24 protein-coding genes are annotated in these 26,538 nt (G+C 64.4%); 7 read left to right on the forward strand and 17 right to left on the reverse strand.

The genetic code is table 11. From position 1 onward, the window contains the following. Positions 1–206: 206 nt before the first annotated feature. The 11 genes from cycA to cbiE form a co-directional block, all read right to left on the reverse strand. Positions 207–1,613, reverse strand: a complete 1,407-nt coding sequence (gene cycA / locus IRZ77_RS06490) for a D-serine/D-alanine/glycine transporter (RefSeq protein ID WP_025340798.1) — start codon at positions 1,611–1,613, stop codon at positions 207–209. Positions 1,614–1,845: 232 nt separating this feature from the next. After that, on the reverse strand, positions 1,846–3,213 hold the full coding sequence (locus tag IRZ77_RS06495) for a PepSY-associated TM helix domain-containing protein (protein WP_196173135.1): 1,368 nt from the start codon (positions 3,211–3,213) through the stop codon (positions 1,846–1,848). A gap of 58 nt (positions 3,214–3,271) precedes the next feature. Continuing rightward, the gene (locus IRZ77_RS06500; protein WP_196173137.1) at positions 3,272–5,323 is read right to left on the reverse strand and encodes a TonB-dependent copper receptor; all 2,052 of its coding nucleotides are present in this window, start codon (positions 5,321–5,323) and stop codon (positions 3,272–3,274) included. Positions 5,324–5,392: 69 nt separating this feature from the next. Continuing rightward, entirely contained in the window at positions 5,393–5,824 is a 432-nt protein-coding gene (locus tag IRZ77_RS06505) for a DUF2946 domain-containing protein (protein ID WP_108481508.1), read from the reverse strand. A gap of 23 nt (positions 5,825–5,847) precedes the next feature. Beyond that, positions 5,848–6,333: a copper chaperone PCu(A)C gene (locus tag IRZ77_RS06510; protein WP_196173138.1), complete on the reverse strand. Its 486-nt coding sequence runs from the start codon at positions 6,331–6,333 to the stop codon at positions 5,848–5,850. Positions 6,334–6,380: 47 nt separating this feature from the next. Then, complete coding sequence (locus tag IRZ77_RS06515; RefSeq protein WP_196173140.1) at positions 6,381–6,770, reverse strand: DUF2946 domain-containing protein; 390 nt, start codon at positions 6,768–6,770, stop codon at positions 6,381–6,383. 213 nt (positions 6,771–6,983) lie between these two features. Beyond that, positions 6,984–7,838, reverse strand: coding sequence for an SPFH domain-containing protein (locus IRZ77_RS06520; protein WP_013974384.1), 855 nt, complete (start codon positions 7,836–7,838; stop codon positions 6,984–6,986). A gap of 26 nt (positions 7,839–7,864) precedes the next feature. Next, on the reverse strand, positions 7,865–8,302 hold the full coding sequence (locus IRZ77_RS06525) for an NfeD family protein (protein WP_135002751.1): 438 nt from the start codon (positions 8,300–8,302) through the stop codon (positions 7,865–7,867). Positions 8,303–8,555: 253 nt separating this feature from the next. Then, positions 8,556–9,281, reverse strand: a complete 726-nt coding sequence (locus IRZ77_RS06530; RefSeq protein ID WP_196173142.1) for a cobalt-precorrin-6A reductase — start codon at positions 9,279–9,281, stop codon at positions 8,556–8,558. Continuing rightward, positions 9,278–10,372: a cobalt-precorrin-5B (C(1))-methyltransferase gene (locus IRZ77_RS06535; protein ID WP_135002752.1), complete on the reverse strand. Its 1,095-nt coding sequence runs from the start codon at positions 10,370–10,372 to the stop codon at positions 9,278–9,280. Before IRZ77_RS06535 ends, IRZ77_RS06530 begins: the two co-directional genes overlap by 4 nt. Then, a complete protein-coding gene (gene cbiE / locus IRZ77_RS06540) occupies positions 10,365–11,576 on the reverse strand; it encodes a precorrin-6y C5,15-methyltransferase (decarboxylating) subunit CbiE (RefSeq protein ID WP_196173144.1) in 1,212 nt (403 codons plus the stop codon). Before cbiE ends, IRZ77_RS06535 begins: the two co-directional genes overlap by 8 nt. 243 nt (positions 11,577–11,819) lie before the next feature. On the opposite strand from cbiE, the gene cobG reads away from it, so the two are divergent. The 7 genes from cobG (at position 11,820) to IRZ77_RS06575 (ending at position 18,319) form a co-directional block, all read left to right on the forward strand. Then, on the forward strand, positions 11,820–13,151 hold the full coding sequence (gene cobG / locus IRZ77_RS06545; protein ID WP_196173146.1) for a precorrin-3B synthase: 1,332 nt from the start codon (positions 11,820–11,822) through the stop codon (positions 13,149–13,151). After that, positions 13,144–13,770 carry a precorrin-8X methylmutase gene (locus tag IRZ77_RS06550; protein WP_046613252.1) on the forward strand — a complete coding sequence of 209 codons (627 nt, stop codon included), beginning with the start codon at positions 13,144–13,146 and terminating at the stop codon, positions 13,768–13,770. Before cobG ends, IRZ77_RS06550 begins: the two co-directional genes overlap by 8 nt. After that, positions 13,770–14,501, forward strand: a complete 732-nt coding sequence (locus tag IRZ77_RS06555) for a precorrin-2 C(20)-methyltransferase (protein WP_085599677.1) — start codon at positions 13,770–13,772, stop codon at positions 14,499–14,501. Before IRZ77_RS06550 ends, IRZ77_RS06555 begins: the two co-directional genes overlap by 1 nt. Then, positions 14,489–16,186, forward strand: a complete 1,698-nt coding sequence (cobJ, locus tag IRZ77_RS06560) for a precorrin-3B C(17)-methyltransferase (RefSeq protein ID WP_153671479.1) — start codon at positions 14,489–14,491, stop codon at positions 16,184–16,186. The genes IRZ77_RS06555 and cobJ overlap by 13 nt, the downstream gene beginning before the upstream one ends. Positions 16,187–16,279: 93 nt before the next feature. Then, the gene (locus IRZ77_RS06565) at positions 16,280–16,963 is read left to right on the forward strand and encodes a hypothetical protein (protein ID WP_135002014.1); all 684 of its coding nucleotides are present in this window, start codon (positions 16,280–16,282) and stop codon (positions 16,961–16,963) included. A 59-nt stretch (positions 16,964–17,022) separates the two neighbouring features. Next, complete coding sequence (locus tag IRZ77_RS06570; RefSeq protein ID WP_230385037.1) at positions 17,023–17,703, forward strand: hypothetical protein; 681 nt, start codon at positions 17,023–17,025, stop codon at positions 17,701–17,703. After that, entirely contained in the window at positions 17,696–18,319 is a 624-nt protein-coding gene (locus tag IRZ77_RS06575) for a hypothetical protein (protein ID WP_196173148.1), read from the forward strand. The genes IRZ77_RS06570 and IRZ77_RS06575 overlap by 8 nt, the downstream gene beginning before the upstream one ends. On the opposite strand, the gene IRZ77_RS06580 is transcribed toward IRZ77_RS06575, so the two are convergent. From IRZ77_RS06580 to dusB, 6 genes are all read right to left on the reverse strand, one after another. Continuing rightward, the gene (locus IRZ77_RS06580; RefSeq protein WP_085599669.1) at positions 18,316–18,912 is read right to left on the reverse strand and encodes a MarC family protein; all 597 of its coding nucleotides are present in this window, start codon (positions 18,910–18,912) and stop codon (positions 18,316–18,318) included. The two genes, IRZ77_RS06575 and IRZ77_RS06580, sit on opposite strands and share 4 nt — an antisense overlap. A 73-nt stretch (positions 18,913–18,985) precedes the next feature. Next, positions 18,986–21,757, reverse strand: coding sequence for a hybrid sensor histidine kinase/response regulator (locus IRZ77_RS06585; RefSeq protein WP_085599667.1), 2,772 nt, complete (start codon positions 21,755–21,757; stop codon positions 18,986–18,988). A gap of 144 nt (positions 21,758–21,901) precedes the next feature. Continuing rightward, positions 21,902–23,197, reverse strand: coding sequence for a phosphoribosylamine--glycine ligase (purD, locus tag IRZ77_RS06590; protein ID WP_046613241.1), 1,296 nt, complete (start codon positions 23,195–23,197; stop codon positions 21,902–21,904). Between the two features lie 135 nt (positions 23,198–23,332). Further along, entirely contained in the window at positions 23,333–24,940 is a 1,608-nt protein-coding gene (purH, locus tag IRZ77_RS06595) for a bifunctional phosphoribosylaminoimidazolecarboxamide formyltransferase/IMP cyclohydrolase (RefSeq protein ID WP_046613240.1), read from the reverse strand. 81 nt (positions 24,941–25,021) lie between these two features. Further along, positions 25,022–25,342, reverse strand: coding sequence for a DNA-binding transcriptional regulator Fis (fis, locus tag IRZ77_RS06600; protein ID WP_012274390.1), 321 nt, complete (start codon positions 25,340–25,342; stop codon positions 25,022–25,024). Next, a complete protein-coding gene (gene dusB, locus IRZ77_RS06605) occupies positions 25,339–26,352 on the reverse strand; it encodes a tRNA dihydrouridine synthase DusB (protein WP_046613238.1) in 1,014 nt (337 codons plus the stop codon). Before dusB ends, fis begins: the two co-directional genes overlap by 4 nt. Positions 26,353–26,538 lie beyond the last annotated feature (186 nt).

Below are 26,538 nucleotides of genomic sequence, written 5' to 3' on the forward strand. Positions count from 1 at the left end.
CTGTGCGGCCCATCGCCGGCAAGCCAGCTCCCACACCGAGCGCATCGGCCTCGAGCCATGCGCTGTCCCTGTGGGAGCTGCCCTGCCGGCGATGAGGCCAGTACAGGCAACACAAGACAGTTGATAGCGCATGACTTGAAGTCGATGCGGTCGAGGTGGGAGCCTGGCTTGCCGGCGAAAGGGCTGCAGAGCAGCCCGCAGGGTCATCAGCCGTTACGCACTGCCGTGCGTGGATGGCGCTTGCTGCGCACCCCCTGATAGGTCACCGCCAGCAGCACGAACCAGATCGGCGTCACCAGCAATGCCGCACGGGTATCGTCCTCCAGGCTCAGCAAAACCAGAATGAAGGCAAAGAACACCAGGCACACGTAGCACATGAAGCGCCCGCCCGGCATCTTGTACTTCGAGGCCTGATGCAGTGCCGCGCGGTGCTTGCGGTACTTCAGGTACGACAGCAGGATCAGCGTCCAGACGAACATGAACAGCACCGCCGAAACGGTGGTTACCAGAGTGAATGCCTCGACCACGTTCGGCACCAGGTAGATCAGCACTGCGCCCAGCAGCAGGCAGGTGCAGGAGAAGTACAGGCCGTTGGCTGGTACCGAGCGGCTCGACAGTTTCTCGAAGGCCTTGGGTGCGTCACCCTCCTGGCTCAGGCCGTAGAGCATGCGGCTGGTGGAGAACACGCCGCTGTTGGCCGACGAAGCCGCCGAAGTCAGCACCACGAAGTTGATGATGCTCGCCGCTGCCGGCAGGCCGGCCAGCACGAACAGTTCCACGAACGGGCTCTTGCCTGGCACCACGTCGCGCCATGGCGTCACGGCCATGATCGCGATCAGCGCCAGCACGTAGAACACGATGATCCGTACCGGGATCGAGTTGATCGCCCGTGGCAGGGTGCGCTCCGGGTTCTTCGCTTCGGCGGCGGTTGTGCCCACCAGCTCGATGCCGACGAAGGCGAACACGGCGATCTGGAAACCGGCGAAGAAGCCCATCAGGCCATTGGGGAACATGCCGCCGTCATTCCACAGGTTGGCCAGTTGCGCGGTGCGCCCGCTGGGCGATGTGAAGCCGGTGATGACCATGTACAGACCGGTGACGACCAGGCCGATGATGGCGACGATCTTGATCAGGGCAAACCAGAACTCCATTTCACCGAACATCTTCACCGTCACCAGGTTCAGCGACAGCAGCAGCCCTACGCAGGTCAGCGCCGGTATCCACTGCGGCAGTTCAGGGAACCAGAACTGCGTATAGGCCGCGATCGCGACCACGTCGGCGATACCAGTGACTACCCAGCAGAACCAGTAGGTCCAGCCGGTGAAGTAGCCTGCCCAGGGGCCGAGCAGGTCGGCGGAGAAATCGATGAACGACTTGTAGTTGAGGTTCGACAGCAGCAGTTCGCCCATGGCGCGCATGACGAAGAACAGCATGAAGCCGATGATCATGTAGACGAAGATGATCGACGGCCCGGCCAGGCTGATGGTCTTGCCCGAGCCCATGAACAGGCCGGTACCGATCGCGCCGCCGATGGCGATCAGCTGGATGTGGCGGTTGGTCAGGTTGCGCTGCAGATGCTGTTCATCTGGCGCTGTGGGTGAGGTTTGCGTCATAGGCTCATTCCCTTGGACGGTCGGTCGTCTTGTCAGAGGTAGCCGGTTAGGCTAACACGCGCGTTCCAGTTCGGGGCGCGACAGATCGACTCGACTTTTGGGTAGCAGTGTTGTGCCTGTGCCGGCCTCTTCGCGGGCTTGCCCGCTCCCACAGGTACACCACAGGCCTCGAAATCTGTGGTGACCCTGTGGGAGCGGGCAAGCCCGCGAAGAGGCCGGTACAGGCTAAGACTCAAGCGCTGGCCAGCACCCGGCCGCGCCTGACCACCAGGCTATCCACCAGCCACATCACCACCATCGACACCCCCACCAGCGGGAACATCAACCCCAACACCAGCATCACCCCCACCGCTACCTTCCAGCGCGGCAGGTCATGGCGCAGCGGCGGCACACCCAGCCCGCCGGCCGGCCTGCGCTTCCACCACATCACCAGCCCGCTCACCGAACCCAGCAAGATCATCAGACACACCAGCAGGATGATGATCTGGTTGAGCGCGCCGAACATCTTGCCTTCATGCAGCATCACACCCAGCTCGGTGGCACGGGCGACCGGGCTGTAGTCGTGCCAGCGCACATCGGCCAACACCTTGCCGGTGTACTGGTCGACATGCAGGGTGGCGTCGTTGCGCGGGTCGTCGGCGAATACGGCGATGGTGAACACGCCATCGGCCGTGGTCGGCGCGGTAATGCTGTAACCCGGTTCGACCTGGCGCGCGGTAGCGATGTCTTCGACCTGCTGCAGGCTTATCTGTGGCGCTGCCGGCGCGCTTGACATCATGTGATGCCCCGCATGTTCGGCGTGTGCACCAGACTGCGGCATCGGCGTGTTTTCCATCGCCCAGGGCACGGTCTGGCGGTGTGCGCTGTTGAGTTCACCCGCCTGCTGGTCCGACTTGGGCACGTCGTTCCACATGGCCGCCGGAAAGCGGTTCCACAAGTCGGCGTACTGCTTGCCCCACAGGCCGGTCCAGGTCATGCCGCTGACCAGCATCAGCAGCAACAAGGCCGAGCCCCAGAAACCGGTCACCGCATGCAGGTCGCGCCAGAACAGTCGGCCGCGTGCCGATAGCCGTGGCCACAGCACGCCAGCGCCATTGCGCCCGCGTGGCCACCACAAGTACAGGCCCGATACCACCAGCACGATGCCCCAGCCCGCGGCCAGCTCCACCAGGCGGTCACCAACCGTGCCGACCATCAGTTCGCCATGCAGAGCGCGGGCGATGGCCTGGAGGTTCTGCTTGCCATCCTGTTCGCCGAGGACTTTGCCGCTGTAGGGGTCGACGAATACGTTCAGTTCGCGCCCGGCATCATGCACCACGAATTGCGCGCTGCGTTCGGAGTCCAGCGGCGGCAGGTACTGGCTGACGTGGCCCTGGGGGTAGGCCTTGCGCACCTCGGTCAGCATCGTGTCCGCGCCCTGTCGGTGGTGGCCGGCTTCGACCACCATCAGCTCGCGATACAGCAGCGGGTCGAGCTGCGGCTTGAACAGGTAGATGATCCCGGTGATTGCCAGCAGAATCATGAACGGGGCCACGAACAGCCCCGCATAGAAGTGCCAACGCCAGGCCAGGTTGTAGAAATTGATGCGTGTTCCTCTCATGGGAACCTCCTGTTTGACCAGCAGAGGGGCGCGACCTGCGCCGCGCCCGTTGTTGTTGTCAGAAGCTGAAGTCGACCTTGGTCCAGAAGGTCCTGCCTGGCTCGTTGACCGGCTGTGGATCGGTAGCCGGGTAGCCGAACCCGGCGTTCCCGGCCAGGTTCAAGTGCTCGGCGTAGGTCTTGTCGAACAGGTTGTCGACCCCTGCGCTGAGCTTGAGGTGGTTGCTTACCTTGTAGGCGCCATTGAGCGAGAACACGCCGAAGCCGGCGCTGTTGTCGTAGTCCTTGCCGACCACGTTGCCCTGGTTCTCGGCTATGCGGTTCTGCGCCGCCACCAACCGCCACAGTGCACCGACGCTCCATGCATCGCGGCTGTAAGTCAGGCCCAGGCGGCTTTCCAGAGGCGGCATTTGCGGTAGTGCTGTGCCGTCACTGCTGTTCTTGCCCCAGGCGTAGGCCAGCGTTGCGTCGGCCTTCCAGTTTTCCGTCAGCTGGTAGGCCGCGCCCAGTTCGCCGCCCATGATGCGGGCGTCGATGTTGCGAGCCTGGGAGCTCATCCCCTGGTAGTCGAACAGGATGTAGTCGCGGATCTGCCCGATGTAGCCAGACACCCACGCTTCAATGCGCTCGTCGCGGTACTGGATACCGAAGTCGAGCTGGGTGGTCTTCTCTGGCTTGATACCGTCGAAAGCATTGGCCGCACCGGGTGGGGCCAGCTTGGGCGAGAACAGCTCCCAGTAGTCGGGGAAACGCTGGGCATGACCAAGGCCGATGTACATGGTGGCCGGGATGGCTGCCAGGTCGTGCTCGTAGCGGACGAAGCCGCTGGGCAGGGTGTCGGCGCGGGTGTCGCCGTTGGTGGCGCTGGTCGCACGGAAGTCGCGGGCCGAGGCGCGGTCCAGGCGGGCACCGGTAATCATGCGGTCCTCACCACTGACGTACCAGGTCAGCTCGCCGAAGGCACCGTAGTTGTGGAAGTCGGCGTCCTTGGTCCAGGCCTGGCCCTTGTGCGCGTCCACACCCATGCCGCCGCGCTTGCGATGTTCGTTGGTCTGCGCGTCGATGCCGCCGATCAGTTGCACATCGGCCCAGCGCCAGGTGGCCTTGATGCGTGCGCCCATGGTGCGGCGGTCGACGTTGCTGACCATCGGCATGCCCATCATGCCGCTGCCCGAAGGCGTGCGCAGGCTGTAGTTGTCCATCACGTGGTCGGCGTAGTTGTAGTAGACCTGCGCCTCGACCTTGTCGAGCACCTCGCCGAGGTTGGATTTTTCGAAACGCAGACCCAGGCTTTCGCGCTTGAACTGCGAGCCGTCCATGCCACGCCCGGCATAGCGAGCCTCACCGTCGCCCTTGCCGGCGGTGAGTTCCAGCAAGGTGTCCTGGTCGGGAGTCCAGCCGAGGGCGACATCGCCGTTCCACTTGTCCCAGCGTGACGGCACGGTGTTGTCATCGCCATCATGGTAGTCGTCCGAGCGCGACTTGTTGCCGACGAAGCGGGCGTAGGCCTGGTCATTGCCGGCGGCAGTGTCCAGCACCTTGTCGAAGCGGCCGTTGGAGCCGGCCAGCAGGCTGGCATTGACCCGGCTGCCGAGTGTGCCGAATTTCTCGGGCTCACGCTCGAACAGGATGGTACCTGCCGAGCCGCCCGGGCCCCAGATCACGCTTTGCGGGCCTTTGATCACGGTCAGGCGGTCGTAGGTTTCCGGCGAAATGTACGACGTGGGGGCGTCCATGCGGTTGGGGCAGGCGCCCAGCATCAGGCCGCCATTGGTGAGGATGTTCAGGCGCGAGCCGAACATGCCGCGCAGTACCGGGTCGCCGTTGGTGCCGCCGGCGCGGATGGCCGAGAAACCGGGGATGGTCTTCAGGTAGTCGGCGCCATCGCTGGCCGGCACCGGCTGGCGCGGGTCTTTCGGGTTGGTGACCACGGTCAGCGGCGAGCTCGGGGCCACGGCGGTGATCACCGTCGGGCTCAGCTCGGAGGCGTCGTGTGCATGGCCTTCATGGCCTGGGTCGGCGGCCAGGGCCACGGGCGCGAGCAGTGAGCCGCACACGGCGGCGATGGTCCCACGCAGGGACAAGGCAAAAACAGGGGTGCAGCCGGACATAATGATTCCAGTCGATCAGTCATGAGTCAGCGCGAAGCCTCCTGGCTCCGTGCGCAAAAAAATGTGGGTTCAGACGTTGATCGAGGAAGGTGGGGCGCGGCTGCGCGCGCCGGGGAATACAGCCTGCCGGGCATGGCCCTGGCGCGTGGGGGCGAACAGGTGAGTGGTGGGTACGACGCTGCCGGCACTGAGCGGGCTGAGGGCCTGGGGCAGGGCCGGGCAGTTGAACAACAGGCTGCAATAACCGCACTTCTCCCACATCACATGCAGCTGGCCATCGCCAGCCTGGCCGTGATGGGTGTCGCCGCCATGCTGATGGGCGGTGGCCATCGGCATGTCCATCGGCATGCTCATGCCGGCGTGGTGGTCCATCGGCATCGACTGGGAAATCAGCGGGCCGATGAAGATCATCCACATGGCGAACAGGCTCAGCCATCCGCCACCGGCGCGCCTGCGGTCAGGGCGGGTGGTACGGCTGATGCTGTCGCGCGGCAGGCTCATGACGAGTGCCTTTCAGTGGATGATCAGTGCGTGTGTTCGTGGGCTTGCGGCTGGTCCGTCGGCGCCTGCTTCTGCACGGCCACATCGACGGTGATATCGCCGGCCTTTTCGAAGTGCAGGGTCAACGGGAAGCGCTTGCCGTCGCTGAGCAGGCTGCGGTCCTTGGGCTGCATCAGCATCACATGGTAGGCGCTGGGGGCGAAGGTCAGGTCCTTGCCTGCGGGCACCAATACGCTGGGCACCTGCTGCATCTTCATGGCACCGCTGGCGCTCATGGCATGCTCGTGCAGTTGTGCGTCATCGCTGATGGGGCTGTCGACACCGAGCAGGCGGTCGTCGGCCTGGCCGTTGTTGTGCACCACGAAATACGCCGCGACGTTGGGGGCGTTGGGGGGCAACTGCAGTGACCAGGGGTGGGCGATGTGCAGGTCACCCACGCTGTATTCGTGGGCATTGGCAACGGCGCCGGGCAGCAGCAGGGCGGCCATGACGAGGGCGTGCTTGAGCATGGTGAATCTCCGTTTCTGTTCAGGTTCAGGCAGACAGCGTGATGAACTCAGGCCAGCGGAGAGGCACGGGGGTTGAGCGCCGGCCAGAGTTGGCGCGGCGTGGCGTGGTAGTCGGCAGGTGGCGGCAGCGGCCCGGCCAGCAGTGTCGGCGGGTTGTGCAGCTGCGGCGGATAGCCGGGCAGGGCCAGCAGTGGCGCCGCACCGAAGCAGCACCAGCAATTCATCATGCTGGCGCTTTCGTCGCTTTGCGAGCCGAGGTCGATCTCGGCCAGGGCCTGGACGTCGACCTTGGCCTTGTTGGCCATGCTGGAACAGAAGGCCCCCCACAGCAGCTGCTCGGCCGGGCCCTTGGGCGCGGCGGAAGACAGCGGCATGGCCAGCAGGTTGAACAGCACTGCAAGGCAGGCTATCCAGGCGATGTGCCGACGTGGGGGCATGGAGAGATCCGGTCAGGAATCGTGGTGGGTATTGTAAGGCGGAGTATAGGTAAAAATGGCGGGGTGCGGTGAAGTGACGCAGGCCGGGCCCTTCGAGGGGCTGCTCTGCAGCCCAATCGCCGGCAAGCCAGCTCCCACAGGGAACGCACAGATTTCAAAGCCTGTGGTAAACCTGTGGGGGCTGGCTTGTCGGCGCTGAAGGCAAAGGTACCCTCAAGCCTTGTTGCGGCCCATCAGCCCACGCACGGTCTCCTGCAGGTCCGCCGGCAGCACCACCACCTTGGCATTGCTGCTGCCCGCCAGGTTTTCCATCGCCCCCACATAGCGCTCGCCCAGCAGGTACATCGCCGGTACGGTCTCGTTGCCGACCGCGTCCTTGACCAGCGAAATCGCCCGCGCCGAGGCCTCGGCCAGGCTGATCTGCGCTTCGGCATCCAGCCTGGCTGCCTGCAAGCGTGCTTCTGCTTCCAGGATCGCAGCCTGCTTGGCCCCTTCGGCACGGGTCACGTCGGCCTTGCGCTCACGCTCTGCTGCCGCCTGGCGCTCCATGGCCAATTGCATGTTCTCCGAGGGCTTGATGTCCTGGATTTCCACCGAGCGTACGGTCACGCCCCAGTCTTCGGTCTGCTCGGACATCGCCTCGCGCAGACGCGCCTTGATCTGCTCGCGGCTGGACAGCGCTTCGTCCAGGTCCATGGCGCCGACGATGGCGCGCAGCGAGGTCATGGTCAGGCTGGTGACGGCGAACGAGAAGTCCTGCACGCCATAGGAGGCCTTCTGCGGGTCGACCACCTTGGCAAAGCACAGGGCGTTGGCGACGATCACCGCGTTATCCCGGGTGATGATTTCCTGCTGCTGCACATCGAGGATGATGTCCTTGGTCGGCAGGCGGTACGCGACCACGTCCATGTACGGGATGACGATGTTCAGGCCGGGCTTGAGCGTGCTTTGGTAGCGGCCCAGGCGCTCGACGACCCATTCCTCGCCCTGGGGCACGATGCGCACCCCCTTGAACACGGTTATCAGGACGAACAGGGCGATGGCGACGACGACGATGAGGCTGGTCATGATGCGAAATTCCTTTTAGTGCGGATTCAGGCTCGGGTGACCCGGGCGGTGTTGCCTTCGATGGCGGTCAGGCGTACCCGCTCGCCGGCCGCGATCTCGCTGTTGGCGACGCAGGTCCACTCCTCGTTGCCGAGGATGGGCTTCTGGAAGCGCACACGGCCTTTCTGGAACTCCGACACGCCAGCAGTCAGCAGCCCTACTTCACCGATCACGCTTTCGGCGGTCCAGCGTACGTCTGGTTGCTTGCGCCGGAACAGCTTGAACCACAGTGCCGTGGTGACTGACGACATCAGCACCCACAGCAGCACCTGCATGTCCAGTTGCAGGCTGGGGGCGGCCAGTGAAATGAGCGACACCAGCACGGCGCCGATGCCGAACCAGAGGATGAAGAACGTCGGCAGGACCAGTTCGAGCAGGATCAGCGCGATGCCGAAGACCAGCCAGATCCACCATTGCATTTCCATATGGGTAGTGCCTTCCGGGGGAGAGTGCCGAGTTTACGGCAGCAGTGCGGCACAAGGCCACTTCATGGTTTGAAGGAAAAGTCCGAAATAGCTGTAGGAGTAACTGCCTTGTGCAAATACATGAAAGTTGCCGCGACCCCTGTAGGAGCGGGTTCACCCGCGAACACCGGCGAAGCCGGTGCCATGCACCGCGATGATTTCTTCGCGGGTAAACCCGCTCCCACAGGGATCTGCGGTGCGTTTACGGAATCTGTTATCCGCGCAGGTCGAGTGCCGCAGTCAGGTCGGCTGGCGAGTCGAATGCCCGGTCCACATCCGGCAACGCCGGTCGCTTCAGGATCAGCACGGGTATCCCCAGCTCCCGCGCCACTTCCAGCTTCGGTTCGGTCGCCACGCTGCCGCTGTTCTTGCTGATCAGCACATCGATCTTGCGGCGCTGGAACAACGCCCGCTCATCCTCGATATGGAACGGCCCGCGCGCGCCAATCACTTCGCAGCGATCATTGCCAGGGCATGCCTCCAGCGCACGCAAGGTCCAGAACTGCTCCGACGGTATCTCGCCCAGATGTTGCAGCGGCTCACGCCCCAGCGTGAACAATGGCCTGCGAAACGGCTTGAGTGCCTCGATCAACCCTGCCCAGTCCTCGACCTCGCGCCAGTCGTCCCCGGCTTGTGATTGCCAGGCCGGGCGGCGCAAGGCCCAGCACGGGATACCGGCCAGGCGTGAGGCGTTGGCGGCATTGCGGCTGATCTGCGCGGCGTAGGGATGGGTGGCATCGATCAGCAACGTGATGCCTGCCTCGTGCAGGTAGTTGGCCAACCCTTCGGCACCGCCAAATCCGCCGACCCGAACCTGGCATTGCAGGTCCTGCGGCACCCGGCCAATGCCCGCCAGGCTGTAGACGTGCTGTGGGCCCAGGCGGCGAGCTATGGCCAGGGCTTCAGTGACACCGCCCAGCAGCAGGATGCGCGCGTTCATTGCACGCCTGCCCGGCCGACGATGCCACCCTGGCGATCGATGGCGAACACCTCCACCTGCACCTGCGCCGGCACCACGCTGCGGGCAAACGCCAGGGCGTGGCCGCACACCGCGTCACCCAAGGGGATGCCGGCTGCATGGGCCAGTGCCAGGGCCTGCTGGCTGGTGTTGGCAGTAATGATCGATGCCTGCAGCGCCTCGTCGGCGCCGATGTCCGCTGCCCAGCCGGCCAGTTGCGGCAGGTCGATGCTGGAGTGGCGGCTGTGCAGGTCCATGTGCCCGGCAGCCAATTTGCTGATCTTGCCGAAACCGCCGCACAGGGTCAGGCGTGGTACTGGCACCTTGCGCAGGTGCTTGAGCACGGCACCGACGAAGTCGCCCATTTCGATCAGGGCTATTTCCGGCAGGCCATAGACGCGGCGCATGGTGTCTTCGCTGGCGTTGCCGGTGCATGCGGCGATATGCGTGTAGCCGTTGGTATGGGCGACGTCGATGCCCTGGTGGATCGAGGCGATGTAGGCCGCGCAGGAAAACGGCCGCACGATGCCGCTGGTGCCGAGGATCGACAACCCTCCGAGGATGCCCAGACGCGGGTTCATGGTTTTCAGGGCCAGTTGCTCGCCGCCCTGCACATTGACCGTGACCTCGAAGCCGCCGGCGTAGCTGCATTCGTCCGCCAGGCGTTGCAGGTGTTCACTGATCATGCGCCGTGGCACCGGGTTGATGGCCGGCTCACCCACCGCCAGCACCAGCCCCGGGCGGGTCACGGTGCCGACGCCGGTGCCGGCGACAAAACGGATACCCGGTTCGGCCAGCAGGCGCACCTGGCTATAGAGCAGTGCGCCATGGGTCACGTCCGGGTCGTCGCCGGCGTCCTTGAGTGTGCCCGCTTCGGCACCTTGGCTGGTGAGGCGGCAGAACTCCAGGCGCATCTGCACCACCTTGCCCTTGGGCAGGGTAATGCTGACTGCGTCGCTGCTCTCGCCGCCCAGCAGCAAGCGTGCTGCCGCCAGGCTGGTGGCAGTGGCGCAGCTACCGGTGGTCAGGCCGCTGCGCAGGGGAGCGGGCTGTTCGCGGGTCTCTTCACGCATCGGCGGGTTTCACCACGTCCAGCAATGTGATCGGCAGCGCCTGGCGCCAAGTATCGAACGCGCCCAATGGCTGGGCATGGGCGACATGGATGCGGGTCAGCTCGCCGCCATGGCGTTCTCGGAAATGCGCCAGGGCCAGTTCGCTTTGCAGGGTCACCGCATTGGCTACCAGACGGCCACCGGGGCGCAGGGTTGCCCAGCACAGGTCGAGGACACCTTCGCGGGTGACGCCGCCGCCGATGAAGACAGCATCCGGCCGCTCCAGGCCCTCCAGCGCCGCCGGTGCCTGGCCGCAGACCAATTGCAGGCCGGGTACACCCAGCGCATCGCGGTTGTATTCGATGAAGCCCTGGCGGCCTGCGTCGGCCTCGATGGCCAGGGCGCGGCAGGCCGGGTGGGCGCGCATCCATTCGATGCCGATCGAACCGCAGCCGGCGCCCACGTCCCACAGCAGCTCGCCGGGCTGTGGTGCCAGGCGGGCGAGGGTGATGGCGCGGACATCGCGCTTGGTCAGTTGGCCGTCATGCCGGAAGGCGCTGTCCGGCAGCCCGGCCAGCCGGTGCAGGCGCGGCGCCTCGGGCGATGCCAGGCACTCGATGGCTACCAGGTTGAGCGCGGCGACGTCGCTGTGCGGCCAGTCCTGGGCAGTGCCGGCCAACTCCCGTTCGTCCACGCCACCCAAGTGTTCGAAGACTCGCAGGCGGCTTGGCCCGAAGCCCCGCTCGCGCAACTGCGTGGCAATTACGGCCGGGCTGTCGCCGTCGTTGCTCAGCACCAGCAGGCGCACGCCGCTGTGCAGGTGGGCATTGAGCGCTGCCAGGGGCCGAGCAACCAGCGATACCACCTGTACGTCCTGCAGTGGCCAGCCCAGGCGGGCGGCGGCCAGGGCGCAGGAGGAGGGCATCGACAGCACGCGCATTTCAGCGGCGGGCAGTTGGCGCGCCAGGCTGGCGCCGACGCCGTAGAACATCGGGTCGCCGCTGGCCAGCACGCACACCGGCTCGCCGCGCAGGGCCAGAACTGGGGCCAGCGAGAACGGGCTTGGCCAGCCCAGCCGCTCGCCGGCCACGCAGCGTGGCAGCAAGGCCAGCTGGCGCGGGCTGCCGAAGATCCGCGCAGCGCCCAGCAGCGCGCGCCGGGCCTGCTTGCCCAGGCCGCTGAAGCCGTCTTCGCCGATACCTACAACTGTCAGCCAGGGTGCCATGTATTTCATTCCGCCATTTTTGGGGCCGCTGCGCGCCCCTTCGCGGGCTCGCCCGCTCCTACAGGTACAGCGCAGCCGTTGCTGGCAGCGGTGATTCTGTGGGAGCGGGCATGCCCGCGAAGAAGGCGACGCGGTCCGTAATTTCTACTCGATCGTCGATGATGCTCGACCACCGGCTTTTCATGCCGCCGGACAAAGCAGGCATAATACCGCGCCTTCTACACTCAAGCGCATTTTCACAGATTGCCGGATGCCCCTTTGACCCAGGCCCATGCCTCCCATGTATCGCCCCGTCCCTCGGCCTGCCCGGGGTTGTGGCGTATCGTCAGTGCCCGTGATGGCGGCATCTGCCGCATCAAGCTGCCAGGCGGCCTGCTGCTGGCCGACCAGGCCGACGCAGTGGCGGCGGCTGCCGAGCGTTTCGCCGGTGGCGTGATCGAGGCCACCAACCGCGGCAACCTGCAGATTCGTGGCATCGGCAGCGAGCATCGCGGCCTGGTCGAGACACTGCTTGCTGCCGGCCTGGGCCCACGTGATGCCGCCGGTGACGATGTGCGCAACCTGATGCTCAGCCCGCTGGCCGGGCATGACCCGGCGATGCTGCTGGATGCTCGGCCGTTGGCCGGGCAGATCCTCGACCTGCTGGAAGGCACCCCGCGTTTTCATCAGTTATCGGCCAAGTTCGCCGTGCAGCTCGATGCCGGCGAAAACCTGGCCATGCTCGAACACCCCCATGACTTGTGGCTGTCGGCCCTGCGCCTGGAGCAGCAGACCTGGTTGGCGTTTGGCCTGGCGGGTTGCCCGGCAGATGGCCAGGTGCTCGGCGCGGTGCCGGCGGAACAAGGCCAGGCACTGGTGCGTGCGGTGCTGGAGCGCTTCCTCGACCTGGCCACCCCGGCACAGTCGCGTATGCGCCAGTTGCTCGAGACGTTTTCGACAACCGATTTCATCGACGGACTCGGCCTGGCCATCCGCCGCGATGCCGCCGTGCTGGCATGGCGGCGTGAACCGCGCAGTGTCTCGTGGCTGGGCGTTCTGCCCCAGGCGCAGGGCGTCGCCTTGGGCGTTGCCCCGCCGCAGGGGCGCCTGACCCCGTCCATGCTGCGTGGCGCAGCGCGCATGGCCCGTGAGCATGGCGATGGCAGCCTGCGCCTGAGCCCCTGGCAAAGCCTGGTGCTGACCAGCCTGCAAGCGCAACACATCGACTACGCCCAGGCCAGGCTGTCCGCCCTGGGCCTGCTATGCCATGACCATGAGCCACTGGCCCGTATAAGCGCCTGCACCGGCGCCAGTGGCTGTGCCAAGGCCCTGGCCGAGACCAAGGCCGACGCCGTCACCCTGGCGGCACTGCTCGGCCCTGGCGTGCCCGGCAGCGTGCACTTGTCCGGTTGCCCCCGATCCTGCGCCGTGGCCCATGTTGCCCCGGCCACCCTGCTGGCCCGCGCGCCGGGCCGTTACGACCTGTACCTGCGTGATGCGCGCCTGCCGGGCTTCGGCGCCCTGCGCGCCACCAACCTTACCTTGAATGAAGCAGGCGCCATGCTCGACCTGCCGACGGAGCACCTTGATGATTGACTACATCCGCGATGGTCAGGAGATCTATCGCAACTCCTTCCGGATCATCCGCGAGGAAGCCCGACTCGAGCGGATCCCCGCAGACCTCGAGAAGCTCGCCGTGCGCGTGATCCACGCCTGTGGCATGGTCGATGCCATCGATGGCCTGCAGTTCTCCGAAGGTGCCGGCCGGGCCGGGCGCGAGGCGTTGCTGAACGGCGCGCCGATCCTCTGCGATGCGCACATGGTCGCCGAGGGCATTACCCGCGCCCGTCTGCCCGCCGACAACAAGGTCATCTGCACCCTGCGCGACCCGAGCGTACCGGGCATGGCGAAAGACGCCGGCAACACCCGTTCCGCCGTGGCCCTGGAGCTGTGGCGACCGCACCTGGAAGGCAGTGTGGTGGTAATTGGCAACGCGCCTACCGCACTGTTCTACCTGCTGGAAATGCTCGACGCCGGTGCCCCGAAACCGGCACTGATCCTCGGCTTCCCGGTCGGCTTCGTCGGTGCTGCCGAGTCCAAGGCGATGCTCGCCGCCGACAGCCGTGGCGTGCCGTTCGTGATCATGCAGGGCCGCCTGGGCGGCAGTGCGATGGCCGCCGCGGCGGTCAATGCCCTGGCCACGGAGGTGGAGTGATGGTGCCACGTGGACGTCTGCTGGGCCTGGGCGTAGGCCCTGGCGACCCTGAACTGATTACCCTCAAGGCCCTGCGCCTGCTGCGTGAAGCGCCCGTGGTCGGCTACTTCGTGGCCAAGGGCAAGCGCGGCAATGCCTTCGGCATCATCGAGGCGCACCTGCAGCCGGAGCAGACCTTGCTGCCGCTGGTCTACCCGGTAACCACTGAAGCGCTGCCAGCGCCGTTGTCCTATGAACAGGTGATCAGCGACTTCTACGACGAGGCCAGCGTGCAGGTAGCCGAGCACCTGGATGCCGGCCGCGACGTGGCGGTGATCTGTGAGGGCGACCCGTTCTTCTATGGTTCCTACATGTACTTGCATGACCGCCTGGCGCAGCGCTACGAGGCCGAAGTGATCCCCGGCGTCTGCTCGATGCTCGGTGGCGCCTCGGTACTGGGCGCGCCGCTGGTGTACCGCAACCAGAGCCTGTCGGTGCTGTCTGGCGTGTTGCCGGCCGATGAGCTCAAGCGTCGCCTGGCCGACGCCGACGCGGCGGTGATCATGAAACTTGGCCGCAACTTCCCCAAGGTGCGCGAAGTGCTGGCCGAACTGGGCATGGACGGGCGCGCGCTGTATGTGGAGCGGGCCACCATGGCCAACCAGAAGATCGTGCCGCTGGACCAGGTCGACCCACAGTCGTCGCCGTACTTCTCGCTGATCATCGTGCCGGGTGAAAAATGGCAGGGCTGAACATGCACCAGGCACCGGCGATCGTCATTCTTGGCCAGGGCAGCCTGGCCACGGCGCAGCGTATCCAGCAGTGTTATCCGCAAGCATCGATCCATGGGCTGGAAGGCCGGGTCGAGGGTGCCGACCTTTGCTACACCGCGTTCGGCGATACCCTGCGGGGGCTGTACCAGCAGAACACACCGATCATCGCCCTGTGCGCGGCGGGTATCGTCATCCGCAGCCTGGCCAGCCTGCTCAGCGAGAAAGGTGTCGAACCACCGGTACTGGCCGTGGCCGAAGACGGCAGTGCCGTAGTGCCGTTGCTCGGAGGCCTTGGCGGTGTGAACGTGATGGCACGGGAAATCGCTGAAGCATTGGGTGTTGCTGCGGCGATCACCACCAGCGGCGAGCTGCGTTTCGGTACCTGTCTGCTGAACCCGCCGCAAGGCTATGCATTGGCGGATATCGAGCAAGGCAAGCGCTTTGTCTCCGACCTGTTGGCTGGCGAGGCGGTGCGCATCGAAGGTGACGCGCCGTGGCTGCAGCAGGCGCAGTTGCCTGCCAGCGAGGCGGCCCGGCGTACCATCCATGTGGGATACCAGGCCCGCCCGGCCAGCCGCGATGAGCTGCTGATCCACCCGCGCTCGGTGGTAGTGGGTGTTGCCGGCGGCAGCCTGGCCAGTATCCGGGCGGCACTGCAGCAAGCCGGCATAGCCGAGCCTGCGGTGGCGTGCCTGCTGGCCGACGAGCGAGCCATGGCCGACAGCGCCCTGCACGAGGCAGCACAGGGCCTGGGAGTTGCCCTGCGCTTTACTGCCCGGACGCATGACCTGGCCGGGATGGTTGCCGCAGCATTGCCCGCTGCGCAACTGATCGAGGTGGCAGACGTGGTCATCGCGGTGGCACCTGCCCCGGTCGAGGTGAAGCAGGTTGGCCGTCGTCGGGGTCGCCTGGCGGTTATCGGCCTGGGGCCGGGCGCTGCCGAGCTGATGGTACCGGCGGTCAAGGCCGAACTGGCACGGGCCGAGGATGTGCTCGGTTACGAAACCTATGTGCGCATGGCCGGCCCGTTCCGTGACGATCAGGTGCTGCATTGCACCGACAACCGTGAAGAGATGCAGCGTGCCCGGCATGCCTTCGAACTGGCGGCCCAAGGCCGTTCGGTGGTGGTGGTATCGTCGGGCGATCCGGGTGTGTTCGCCATGGCGGCAGCGGTACTTGAAGCGCTGCACGAGTCCACTGACCCGGCCTGGCACCGGGTGGATCTCGAGATTTTGCCGGGGGTGTCGGCCTCGCTGGCGACAGCCGCTCAGGCGGGCGCGCCGCTGGGGCATGACTTCTGCGTGATGTCGCTGTCGGACAACCTCAAGCCTTGGTCGATCATTGAAAAGCGTCTGGACCTGGCGGCCCAGGCTGACTTGGTGCTGGCGTTCTACAACCCGATTTCCAAGGCCAGGCCGCACCAGCTTGGGATGGCGCTGGAGGTTGTGCGTCGGCACCGCAAGGGGAGCACGCCTGTAGTCCTTGGCCGTGACATCGGTAGGCCGGGGCAGACGCTGAAGGTCGTCACATTGGCCGAGCTGCTGCCAGAAATGGTCGACATGCGCACCATGGTGTTGGTTGGCTCTTCTACAACCTGCGTGTTTCCTCGCCTTTCGGGTGGGGAGTGGGCCTACACACCGCGTTGGTACCCCTCGGCTTCCTGAATGCCGCGGAAACTCTTCAGCGCGTTGCGTATCGCCCGTGCTGGCTAAGGTGGCTGCCCCTGACTCATGGGGCAACCATCAAGGAGTTTCCAAATGTCCGAAGCAACACAAGGCACCACCATCAACGATTCTGCCATTCTGGTCGAAGGCAACCTGCTGGCCTGCGGCGCGGGCATGTCTGCGCAAAACCGCCGCGATGTGAAGAATGCCTTCCACTTTGCCACGCTGGTGGCCGACAAGGACTTGGACACCGAAAAGCAGAGCAGGCAGTGGTACGACAAATTCGTCGATGTCATGCGTGATCTCGGCTTCACTGTCCCACGGCGCAGTTTCGAACTGGAAACTTCGGCTGAGCTGTCCGTCACCGTAGGCGCTGTCGCTACCCGGGCGATCGGTGTGATCGGTAATGCGATGTTGGGCGGGACGCAGCTGGGTGAGGTGGCGAGGAGGGCCTTCGACAAGATGACTACCGTCGAAGACAGCGCCAAGGTGCTCGACCACAAGCGCAAGAACAAAGCCCGGGGATTGGTCGGCATGGCAGCCTGCATCGAAACCGAAAACAACGATGTGGTCATGGTAGTGAGCTGCATCCAGGCGTCTGCCCCGACACTGGACGACGACGCGCTGGGCATGCAGTGGAAACTGGAGAAGACACATTACTACGCAGGTACGGCAGTGCTCACGCTCAACAACTTCGTCTACGACAAAGTCCGTGAAACCGTCGAAAACAAGCTCGGTGTGCGCAGCGTCGAGAACGTTCTCCAGTACGACATCTGACGATAGGGCGGCGTTGTTGCGACGCCGCCTTGTTCGACTCTTTGTGACGAGGCAACGCAATGGACAGAACAGCTGAACAACTGATGTTGATTGGCGGAACGGCATTACTGTATCGCGTGGACACTGGTCAGATTCAACTTCAGGCCGCCTTCGACTCCATCCTTTACGCCCAGCTGGTGGCCAACAGGAATGCGGGGTCACGCTTTGAGCACTACGAAGCCTGGTATGACGCCTATCGCGAGGCATACCGGCAGCTAGGCTGGATCAAGCTGGCCAGCACGCATGACCTGAAACAGTTGGGTCAGCCCGTGCGCAGCGCGCAGATCCAGCCACTCGAAGCGTGGCTGAAGATGCGCTCGATCCGCCATGAGGCTGTGCTGGCGGCAGTAAAGAGTGGCCTGGGGCGATCGATCGAAGGTTTTCGCCACCAGCTGAAGTTCAGCACGCAGGGAGCACAATTGGTGATCGAGCTCGGCCTCCTCAAGCCGGGGCCGGCGCTGGACCTTTGCAGTATTACCCTGCATTTCGACAAGCCGATCGCCAGCATCTCGCAGGAGATGTTGCTGGGCGAGCACTTGCTCAAAGGCGAGGCCGAGTTCAACGGGATTTCTTTGGTGCTCGACAATGGGCGCTTCCAACACCAGCGGGATGAATTGCAGGCATTGATGAAAACCAAGGATGCCCAAGGGGAATACCGGTTCGACCCCTACGCGCCGTCAACAGGAGCCGATCATGAATGAGTCCACATCTGCCGTGATCGGCGCAGGGATCGTTTCCTTCCTGCCGGGAATTTCTGCGAGGCACAGAGACAAGGTGAAACTGGCCCTGGCGATGGCCGAGCGTTCCACCGAGGCAGCGTATAGGGAAGGGCTGATCGAGGACTGGTTTGCCTACTACCGCAACCAGCTCAAGTACATGGGCTGGGACGCCGTTTCTGCCGAGCAGGTGCATTGGCCAGACGAGCAGCGTGCCAGGCAAGCTGATCAGGTGCTGGAAACCATTGCCGCAACCGCTGGTGAGCACTTTGCTTCGGTAATCGGTATTTCCATGCACAAACTGTTGGCCAACCCGACGCCTTTGCGGGAGCTGGAGCGGCGTGCCTACGAACGGCAGCATTTCCAGTTGTTGCCCTGTGCGCCCGCCGGAGCCAACCGGGTGGATATGGTGCTCTACCATGAAACGGACACACGCTCGGCGTACAGTGCGGGCTTTATCAGCCACAAGCGCAGCCACCGGAACGTGCGTGCGGAGTTGGTACGCTTCAACCTCCTGGCGTTCGAGCACAGTTATTTGCCCAAGGTGCAGGACCGCGTCGTGCAGGTTTCCTTGCAGCGCATACTGGATTTCGACATCTAGGGCGCGAGGTAGCCTTTGATGCCTGTGAAGATGATCTGTGCAGCCAGGGCGCAGACGAACAACCCCATCAGGCGGCTGACGATCTGCAGGCCTTGGTCGCCGAGGATGCGCTCGATACGGTGTGACAGGTATAGCACCAGGCCTACGGTGAAACTGGCCAGGGCGATGCTGATGATGGCCAGCAGTTTGTCGTCCCAGTGCGGTTGGCCGACACCCATTACCAATAGAGCACCGATGGTGCCCGGGCCGACGGTCAGCGGGATGGTCAGCGGCACGATGGTCACATCCTGCTGCACGTTGTCGGCTTGTACCGCGGACTTGCCTTGGGCCATGCCCAGTGCCGAGATGAACAGCACGCTGCCGGCGCCGATGCGGAAGGCGTCGGCAGTGATACCGAAAATGCCGAAGATCGCTCGCCCGAACAGGTACAACAGGACACTGGCGATGAGCGCGGCGATGGCGACCTTCCATGCCAGCTGCTTGCGCTCTTTGCTGGAATGGCCGCGGGTCAGGCTGATGAAGCACGACAGCACGAAGAACGGGCTGTAGAGCACGAGCATTTTCAGGTAGACACTGAACAACTCATGGAGCATGGGGCTAGTCCAGGCAGTTATGGCTGGGCAGAGTTTATCAGCAGATTCTGTTGATAGCCTTGCCGGCCTCAGATCAGGAACTATGCACCGGATCCACCTTGGCTTCCCGGTGATTGGCCCAGTACTGGATCAGCTCTCGCAACTGCGACAATTCCACCGGTTTGGCCATGTGCCCGTCCATGCCCGCCAGGCGTGCACGCTCCTTGTGTTCGGCAAGTATGTGAGCGGTCAGCGCCACTACCGGGGTGCGCTGGCGCTGGTTGGCGGCTTCCCAGGCGCGCAGCTGCTGGGTGGCCGAGAAACCGTCCAGTATCGGCATTTCGCAGTCCATCAGCACCAGGTCATAGCGCTGCGCCTTCATCGCCTGCAAGGCCTCTTCGCCATTGCTGGCGGTGTCTGGCTCGAGGTTGAGCTTGCCGAGCATGCCGCGAATTACCTTGGTCGAGATGCTGTTGTCCTCGGCGACCAGCACGCGGAAGTCGCCGGGCAGGTCCAGTGCCTGGGGGATGCCGGGCAAACTGGCTGGCACGGCTTGTTCGCGGCCGCGCTGGGCCAGCTCTTCGGCCAGAGTGGTTTTCAGCGTGTAGCCCGCCACCGGCTTGGCAAGGATCCGCTTGACCCCGGCGTTGCGCGCAATGACCTTGCTCGGCGCGTTGCTGATGCCGGTGAGCATCACTACCAGGATGTCGTGGTTCAGGCTCGGGTCTTCCTTGATCTTGGCGGCCAGCTGCATGCCGGTCATGCCTGGCATGTTCTGGTCCAGCAGTACGGCATCGAAGTAGTCGCGCAGGTGGGCCTTGGTGCGCAGCAGGGCCAGGGCTTCCTTGCCCGACGGGACCGCGCTGACGTTCATGCCCCAGGCACTGCACTGCTGTACCAGCACCTTGCGGCAGGTGTCGTTGTCATCCACCACCAGTACCCGAGCATCACGCAGCGGGCCTTCGAGGTCGGCCGGTGGCTGTTCGAGGCGCGAAGGGTCCAGCGGCAGCGTCAGCCAGAGAGTGTTGCCCATGCCGGTGCTGCTCTTGATGCCGAACTCTCCCTGCATCAGGCCGATCAGCTGCTTGGCGATCACCAGCCCCAGATGGCCGCCCAGCTTGTTGCTGGAGAGGAAGTGGTGGCTGTGCAACTCGGCCTGCAGCAAGGCTTCGCGGTCAGCGGCGGGCAACGGTTCGCCGCTGTCCTGCACGGCGATGCGCAGGCGCGGTACCTCGCCGCGCTGGTCCAGCGCCACCACCAGCAGGATTTCGCCCTGATCGGTATTTTTCAGGGCATTCTCCAGCAGGCTCGACAAGGCCTGGCGAAGGCGCGTCGGGTCGCCGCTGATTACCCGAGGTACTTGCGGCTGGGTGAAGCTGATCAGTTCGATGTTCTGCTGTTCGGCCTTGGCGCGGAAAATGTTCAGGCAATCCTCGATCAGAGCGTTGAGGTCGAACTGCACATCATCGAGTTCGATCTGCCGGGATTCGAGCTTGGAAATGTCGAGAATCTCGTTGATCAGCGTGAGCAGCTCGTTGCCGGCGCTGTGAATGGTCTGTACGTAGTCGCGCTGCTTGACCGACAGCGGCGTCCCCAGCAGCAGTTCTGTCATGCCCAGCACACCGTTCATCGGGGTGCGGATTTCGTGACTGATCTTGGCCAGGAATTCGGCCTTGGCGTTGATTTCGGCATCGCTGGCTGCCAGGGCGCGGCTGGCGCTGAAGCGCTCCTCGCTCATGCGCCGCAGGCGTTCGCTGACTGCCAGGTTGAGCAGCAGGCCGCTGGCCACCGTCAGCCCCAGCAGGATGCACAGCAACCAGGGCGTAGAAGTACGGGTCAGGCCCAGCAGCGCCGGCAGCAGCACCAGGCCACCGAGGTTGAACACCACCATGGCCAGGCTGAACAGGCGTGCGGGTGCATAGCCCTTGTACCAGTGGTAGCTGCTGACCAGCAGCATGCTCACGGTGCCCAGGGCCATCAGGGCGTAGGTCATCAGGTTGAGGGGCAGGGTGTCGACGAACAGCAGCACCAACCCGCTCAACCCGACCACCAGCATCTCGCCCTGCAGCAGGCGGTTGAGCCGTGGCGAGTTGCATGGCGAAAAGAAATGCTGGGTGAAGCACAGCCCGGCCAGGCCGGCCAGGACGAGAGTCAGATATGCGGCGGGCGTCTGCGCGCTGTGCCACACGTGCCACCACGGGCCGCTCAGGTTCAGCAGGATCAGGCCGCTGAGCAGCATCAGGCCGTGGTACAGCGCCAGGATCAGGGTGGTGTTGGAGCGGCTGTAGAGGAAGCGGATCAGGTTGTGCATGATCAGCATCACCAGGCCGCCGAACAGCATACCGAACAGCAGCGGCTGGCGTTGGTCGGAGGCTGCCACGGCCGCAGGCTCCAGACTGATGGCCGGGCGCAGCTGATGCTCGGAAACCAGGCGCAGGTAGATATCCAGGGGTTGCTTGCTGTTGGGCAGGGGCAGTACATGGTCGCTGCCACGCAGGGTCGGGCTGGCATTGCCGGCCTGGCGCCCATGGTGCAGCTGACGCAGAAGCTGGTCGCCCTCGAGGGCGTAGAGGTCCAGGCCCGAAAGGTCTGGGGCGAAAACCCGCAGCAGTTGTTCCTGCTCGCCGGGCTCCAGGCGGTAGTGCAGCCAGAGGGCCTGTTCCGCAGGGGCGGCATCCAGGTCGGCGAGGACAAGCGGGCTGAACTGGTTGCGGTAACGCTCGGAGCGCACGTCGCTCAGTTGCAGGTTGGCCTGTTCGTCGAGCAGAACGGCCCAGCCTCCGTCATGTTCGGCCGCAGCCGGGAACATGCAGAGCAAGGTCAGCAAGCTGACGATCAGAGCTGAGGCAATCCGAAGCCGACGCACTACGAAATCCCTTCTTAGCCAAGGTGCCGGGTATTAACTATGCGCGGCGCGCCAAGTCGAAGGCAAGGCCTCTCGGGGCCCTGTCGACGAGCCGGATGCCGCAGGCGCAAGGTGCTGAGGCGCACTGCGGCAGGCCGGTACAACTTATTGCTGGTGCTCACCGCGCTCGCGGGCGATGGCCCGGTAGCCGATGTCGGTGCGGTAGAAGCTGCCGTTCCAACTTACTTCCTTGGCCAGGCGGTAAGCCTGCTGCTGCGCGTCGGCAACCGTGCTGCCCATGGCGGTTGCACACAGTACGCGCCCACCGTTGGTGGTCACCTTGCCATCCTTCAGTGCGGTACCGGCATGGAACACCTTGCCTTCGATCTTCGCAGCAGCGTCCAGGCCGTTGATCACGTCACCCTTGGCGTAGTCGCCCGGGTAGCCGCCGGCAGCCAGTACCACGCCCAGGCTCGGGCGTGGGTCCCATTGTGCTTCGACCTTGTCCAGCGCCTTGGCGAATGCGGCCTCGACCAGCAGCACCAGGCTCGACTCCAGGCGCAGCATGACTGGCTGGGTTTCAGGGTCGCCGAAGCGGCAGTTGAATTCGATGACCTTGGGGTTGCCCGCCTTGTCGATCATCAGGCCTGCGTAGAGGAAACCGGTGTAGACGTTGCCTTCCTCGGCCATGCCGCGCACGGTCGGCCAGATCACCTGGTCCATCACGCGCTGGTGCACTTCGGCAGTGACCACCGGGGCGGGGGAGTAGGCACCCATGCCGCCGGTGTTCGGGCCGGTGTCCTGGTCGCCGACGCGCTTGTGGTCCTGGCTGGTGGCCATGGGCAGCACGTTCTGGCCGTCGACCATGACGATGAAGCTGGCTTCCTCGCCGTCGAGGAACTCCTCGATGACCACGCGGGAGCCCGCATCGCCGAAGGCGTTGCCGGCCAGCATGTCACGCACGGCGGCTTCGGCTTCTTCCAGGGTCATGGCGACGATCACGCCCTTGCCCGCGGCCAGGCCGTCGGCCTTGATCACGATCGGCGCGCCTTTTTCCTGCAGGTAGGCCAGCGCCGGCTCGATTTCGGTGAAGTTCTGGTAGTCGGCGGTCGGGATCTTGTGACGCGCCAGGAAGTCCTTGGTGAATGCCTTGGAACCTTCCAGCTGGGCCGCGCCCTTGGTCGGACCGAAGCAGTCCAGGCCGCGGCTGCGGAACAGGTCGACCACGCCGATGACCAGCGGTGCTTCCGGGCCGACGATGGTCATGTCGACGTTCTTCTCGGCGAAATCAGCCAGTTGCTCCAGGGCGCACACGTCGATGGCGACGTTCTCGCACTTGGCTTCAATGGCAGTGCCGGCGTTGCCCGGGGCAACGAAGACTTTCTCGACGCGCGGGTCCTGGGCGACTTTCCAGGCCAGGGCGTGCTCACGGCCGCCGCTGCCGATGATCAAAACTTTCATGTCAAAACCTCTGTTTGGCGGCAGTCCTCGTACCTTGTGGGAGCGGGTTCACCCGCAAATGCGGCGGTGAATCCAACATCGCATTCGCGGGTGAACCCGCTCCCACAGGGGCCGAGGATCGGCCGGCCATCTTGATTAGTGGCGGAAGTGGCGCATACCGGTAAAGACCATCGCGATACCTGCCTCGTCGGCAGCGGCGATGACTTCGGCATCACGCATCGAACCACCTGGCTGGATCACGGCGCTGATACCCACTTTAGCCGCATTGTCGATGCCGTCACGGAACGGGAAGAACGCGTCCGACGCCATGACCGCGCCCTGCACTTGCAGGCCGGCATGCTCGGCCTTGATCGCGGCGATACGGGCGGAGTTGACGCGGCTCATCTGGCCGGCGCCGACACCGATGGTCTGGCGCTGCTTGGCGTAGACAATGGCGTTGGACTTGACGAACTTGGCCACTTTCCAGGCGAACACCAGGTCGTGGATCTCTTGCTCGGTCGGTGCACGCTTGGTGACGATCTTCAGGTCATCGGCGGTGATCATGCCGATATCGCGGCTCTGCACCAGCAAACCGCCGTTGACGCGCTTGAAGTCCCAGCCGGCAGCGCGCTCGGCTGGCCACTCGCCGCATTCCAGCAGACGTACGTTCTGCTTGGCGGCAACCACGTCGCGGGCAGCCTGGGAGATTTTCGGGGCGATGATCACTTCGACGAACTGGCGGTCGACGATGGCCTTGGCGGTTTCGCCGTCCAGCTCGCGGTTGAAGGCGATGATGCCGCCGAACGCCGACTCGGTGTCGGTGGCATAGGCCAGGTCGTAGGCCTTGCGGATGCCGCCTTCCTCTTCAGGTACCACAGCCACGCCGCACGGGTTGGCGTGCTTGACGATGACGCATGCCGGCTTGACGAAGCTCTTCACGCACTCCAGTGCGGCGTCGGTGTCGGCCACGTTGTTGAACGACAGCTCCTTGCCCTGCAGCTGGATGGCAGTTGAAACGCTGGCTTCGCCTTTCTTCGCTTCCACGTAGAACGCCGCGCTCTGGTGCGGGTTCTCGCCGTAGCGCATTTCCTGGGCCTTGACGAACTGGCTGTTGAAGGTGCGCGGGAATTCGCTGCGGTCTTCAGTGCTCAGGGTTTCTTTGGCCTGGTCGATGGTGCCCATGTAGTTGGCGATCATGCCGTCGTATGCGGCGGTGTGTTCGAACGCCTTGAGCATCAGGTCGAAGCGCTGGGCGTAGGTCAGGCCACCGGCCTTGAGGCCTTCGACGATGCCGGCGTAGTCGCTGGCGTTGACCACGATGGCCACGTCCTTGTGGTTCTTGGCAGCCGAACGGACCATGGTCGGGCCGCCGATGTCGATGTTCTCGATGGCGGTTGGCAGATCACAGCCAGGCTTGGAAATGGTGGCTTCGAAGGGGTACAGGTTGACTGCTACCAGGTCGATCGGCTTGATGCCGTGCTCGTTCATGATGGCGTCGTCGGTGCCGCGACGGCCCAGGATGCCACCGTGGATCTTCGGGTGCAGGGTCTTGACCCGGCCATCCATCATTTCGGCGAAGCCGGTGTAGTCGGCCACTTCCACCGCGTTGACGCCGTTGTCCTTGAGCAGCTTGTAGGTGCCGCCGGTGGACAGGATCTCGACACCGAGCTGCTGCAACTCACGGGCAAATTCGAGGATACCGGTCTTGTCGGAGACGCTGATCAGGGCGCGGCGGACTGGCAGGCGGGTAGTCTGGTCGGTCATTTCGGGTTCCAATAACGCGGTGGAGTCAGCAAAAAAGGCGCCTCTGTTCAGGGAGCCGCCTTTTCTGGTTGGGATTCTGGCTTACAACAAGTCGTACTGCTTGAGCTTCTTGCGCAGGGTGCCTCGGTTCAGCCCGAGCATCTCGCTGGCCTTGGTCTGGTTGCCCTTCACGTAGTTCATCACGCTTTCGAGCAGGGGCGCCTCGACTTCGGAGAGCACCAGGTTGTACACGTCCGTCACGGTCGCGCCTTCCAGGTGGGCGAAGTAGTTGTGCAGCGCCTTCTCGACGCTGTCGCGAAGGGTCTGGCCCTCTTCGCTCGGCGTGTTGAGGTGCTGTTTCAGGTTGGCGTTGTCGCTCACGGGCGTTGTTCCACTCACAAATGTCTCGGTCATCATCGTCATGCGGCCACCCCTTGTCCGTCCTCTGTCTCAAGGCTCTGTCGACGTTCGCTGAAAAACGCGCGAACGTTGGCGCACTGCGCTTGTGTGTCTTCCAAAGCGTTGAACCGGGAGCGAAACTCCTTGCCGCCGGGTCGTGTTGCCAGGTACCAGCCAACGTGCTTGCGGGCGATACGTACGCCCATCACATCGCCATAGAAGGCATGCAGCGCGGCCAGGTGCTCCAGCAGGATGCGTTCCACTTCGTCCAGCTGCGGCGCTGGCAGGTGTTCGCCAGTGCGCAGGTAATGCTCGATCTCGCGAAAGATCCATGGCCGCCCCTGGGCGGCCCGGCCGATCAACAGGCCATCTACCCCGGTGGCGTCCAGCACCGCCCGGGCCTTTTCTGGCGAGGTGATATCGCCGTTGGCAAAAACCGGGATCGACACCGCCTGCTTGATGGCAGCGATGGTGTCGTATTCGGCTTCGCCGGTGTACAGGTCGGCGCGTGTGCGGCCATGCACCGCCAGCGCCTGGATGCCGGCCTGCTCGGCGATCCTCGCCACGTTCAGGCCGTTCTTGTTCGCCCGGTCCCAGCCGGTGCGGATCTTCAGGGTCACCGGGACGTCCACGGCGCCGACCACGGCGTGGAGTATCTCGCTGACCAAGGCTTCATCTCTCAATAAAGCAGAGCCTGCGGCTTTGTTGCAGACTTTTTTTGCCGGGCAGCCCATGTTGATATCAATGATCTGGGCGCCTGCTTCGACGTTGGCCTTTGCCGCCGCTGCCATCATCTGCGCATCACCACCGGCGATCTGCACCGAGCGTGGCTCGGGATCACCTTCATGGATGCGGCGCAGGCTCGACTTGCGGCTGTTCCACAGGCTCATGTCGCTGGAGACCATTTCCGACACCACCATGCCGGCGCCCAGGCGCTGGCAAAGTGTACGGAAAGGCTGGTCCGTGACCCCGGCCATGGGCGCGAGGATCAGGTTGTTGCGTAGTGTGTATGGGCCGATGCGTACCGCCGACATAGGTGATCCCTGTTGTGGGGCCGAATCTTGGAGTTCGAAAAAGGGTTGGCATGATACCCGCTCTCGGTGACCGGATAAAGATGGATTTGGATAAAATCTGAACAGTTGTCGGCTTATGACTTTTGGTATGGGCGAGGACCCTGAACCTTGTGCGGCCCCTTTGGGAGCGGGCGTGCCCGCGAAGCA

Source organism: Pseudomonas pudica (assembly GCF_015680405.1).
Lineage (GTDB): Bacteria > Pseudomonadota > Gammaproteobacteria > Pseudomonadales > Pseudomonadaceae > Aquipseudomonas > Aquipseudomonas pudica.

Coding starts and splice junctions, on each gene's coding strand:
- IRZ77_RS06530 (WP_196173142.1), bottom strand. CDS start 9,281: ATGAACGCGCGCATCCTGCTGCTGGGCGGTGTCACTGAAGCCCTGGCC.
- IRZ77_RS06575 (WP_196173148.1), top strand. CDS start 17,696: ATGAATGAGTCCACATCTGCCGTGATCGGCGCAGGGATCGTTTCCTTC.
- IRZ77_RS06580 (WP_085599669.1), bottom strand. CDS start 18,912: ATGCTCCATGAGTTGTTCAGTGTCTACCTGAAAATGCTCGTGCTCTAC.
- purD (WP_046613241.1), bottom strand. CDS start 23,197: ATGAAAGTTTTGATCATCGGCAGCGGCGGCCGTGAGCACGCCCTGGCC.
- cbiE (WP_196173144.1), bottom strand. CDS start 11,576: ATGGCACCCTGGCTGACAGTTGTAGGTATCGGCGAAGACGGCTTCAGC.
- IRZ77_RS06525 (WP_135002751.1), bottom strand. CDS start 8,302: ATGGAAATGCAATGGTGGATCTGGCTGGTCTTCGGCATCGCGCTGATC.
- IRZ77_RS06505 (WP_108481508.1), bottom strand. CDS start 5,824: ATGAGCCTGCCGCGCGACAGCATCAGCCGTACCACCCGCCCTGACCGC.
- IRZ77_RS06510 (WP_196173138.1), bottom strand. CDS start 6,333: ATGCTCAAGCACGCCCTCGTCATGGCCGCCCTGCTGCTGCCCGGCGCC.
- IRZ77_RS06555 (WP_085599677.1), top strand. CDS start 13,770: ATGGTGCCACGTGGACGTCTGCTGGGCCTGGGCGTAGGCCCTGGCGAC.
- purH (WP_046613240.1), bottom strand. CDS start 24,940: ATGACCGACCAGACTACCCGCCTGCCAGTCCGCCGCGCCCTGATCAGC.
- cycA (WP_025340798.1), bottom strand. CDS start 1,613: ATGACGCAAACCTCACCCACAGCGCCAGATGAACAGCATCTGCAGCGC.
- IRZ77_RS06495 (WP_196173135.1), bottom strand. CDS start 3,213: ATGAGAGGAACACGCATCAATTTCTACAACCTGGCCTGGCGTTGGCAC.
- cobJ (WP_153671479.1), top strand. CDS start 14,489: ATGGCAGGGCTGAACATGCACCAGGCACCGGCGATCGTCATTCTTGGC.
- fis (WP_012274390.1), bottom strand. CDS start 25,342: ATGACGATGATGACCGAGACATTTGTGAGTGGAACAACGCCCGTGAGC.
- IRZ77_RS06565 (WP_135002014.1), top strand. CDS start 16,280: ATGTCCGAAGCAACACAAGGCACCACCATCAACGATTCTGCCATTCTG.
- IRZ77_RS06515 (WP_196173140.1), bottom strand. CDS start 6,770: ATGCCCCCACGTCGGCACATCGCCTGGATAGCCTGCCTTGCAGTGCTG.
- IRZ77_RS06550 (WP_046613252.1), top strand. CDS start 13,144: ATGATTGACTACATCCGCGATGGTCAGGAGATCTATCGCAACTCCTTC.
- IRZ77_RS06535 (WP_135002752.1), bottom strand. CDS start 10,372: ATGCGTGAAGAGACCCGCGAACAGCCCGCTCCCCTGCGCAGCGGCCTG.
- IRZ77_RS06570 (WP_230385037.1), top strand. CDS start 17,023: ATGGACAGAACAGCTGAACAACTGATGTTGATTGGCGGAACGGCATTA.
- dusB (WP_046613238.1), bottom strand. CDS start 26,352: ATGTCGGCGGTACGCATCGGCCCATACACACTACGCAACAACCTGATC.
- IRZ77_RS06520 (WP_013974384.1), bottom strand. CDS start 7,838: ATGACCAGCCTCATCGTCGTCGTCGCCATCGCCCTGTTCGTCCTGATA.
- IRZ77_RS06500 (WP_196173137.1), bottom strand. CDS start 5,323: ATGTCCGGCTGCACCCCTGTTTTTGCCTTGTCCCTGCGTGGGACCATC.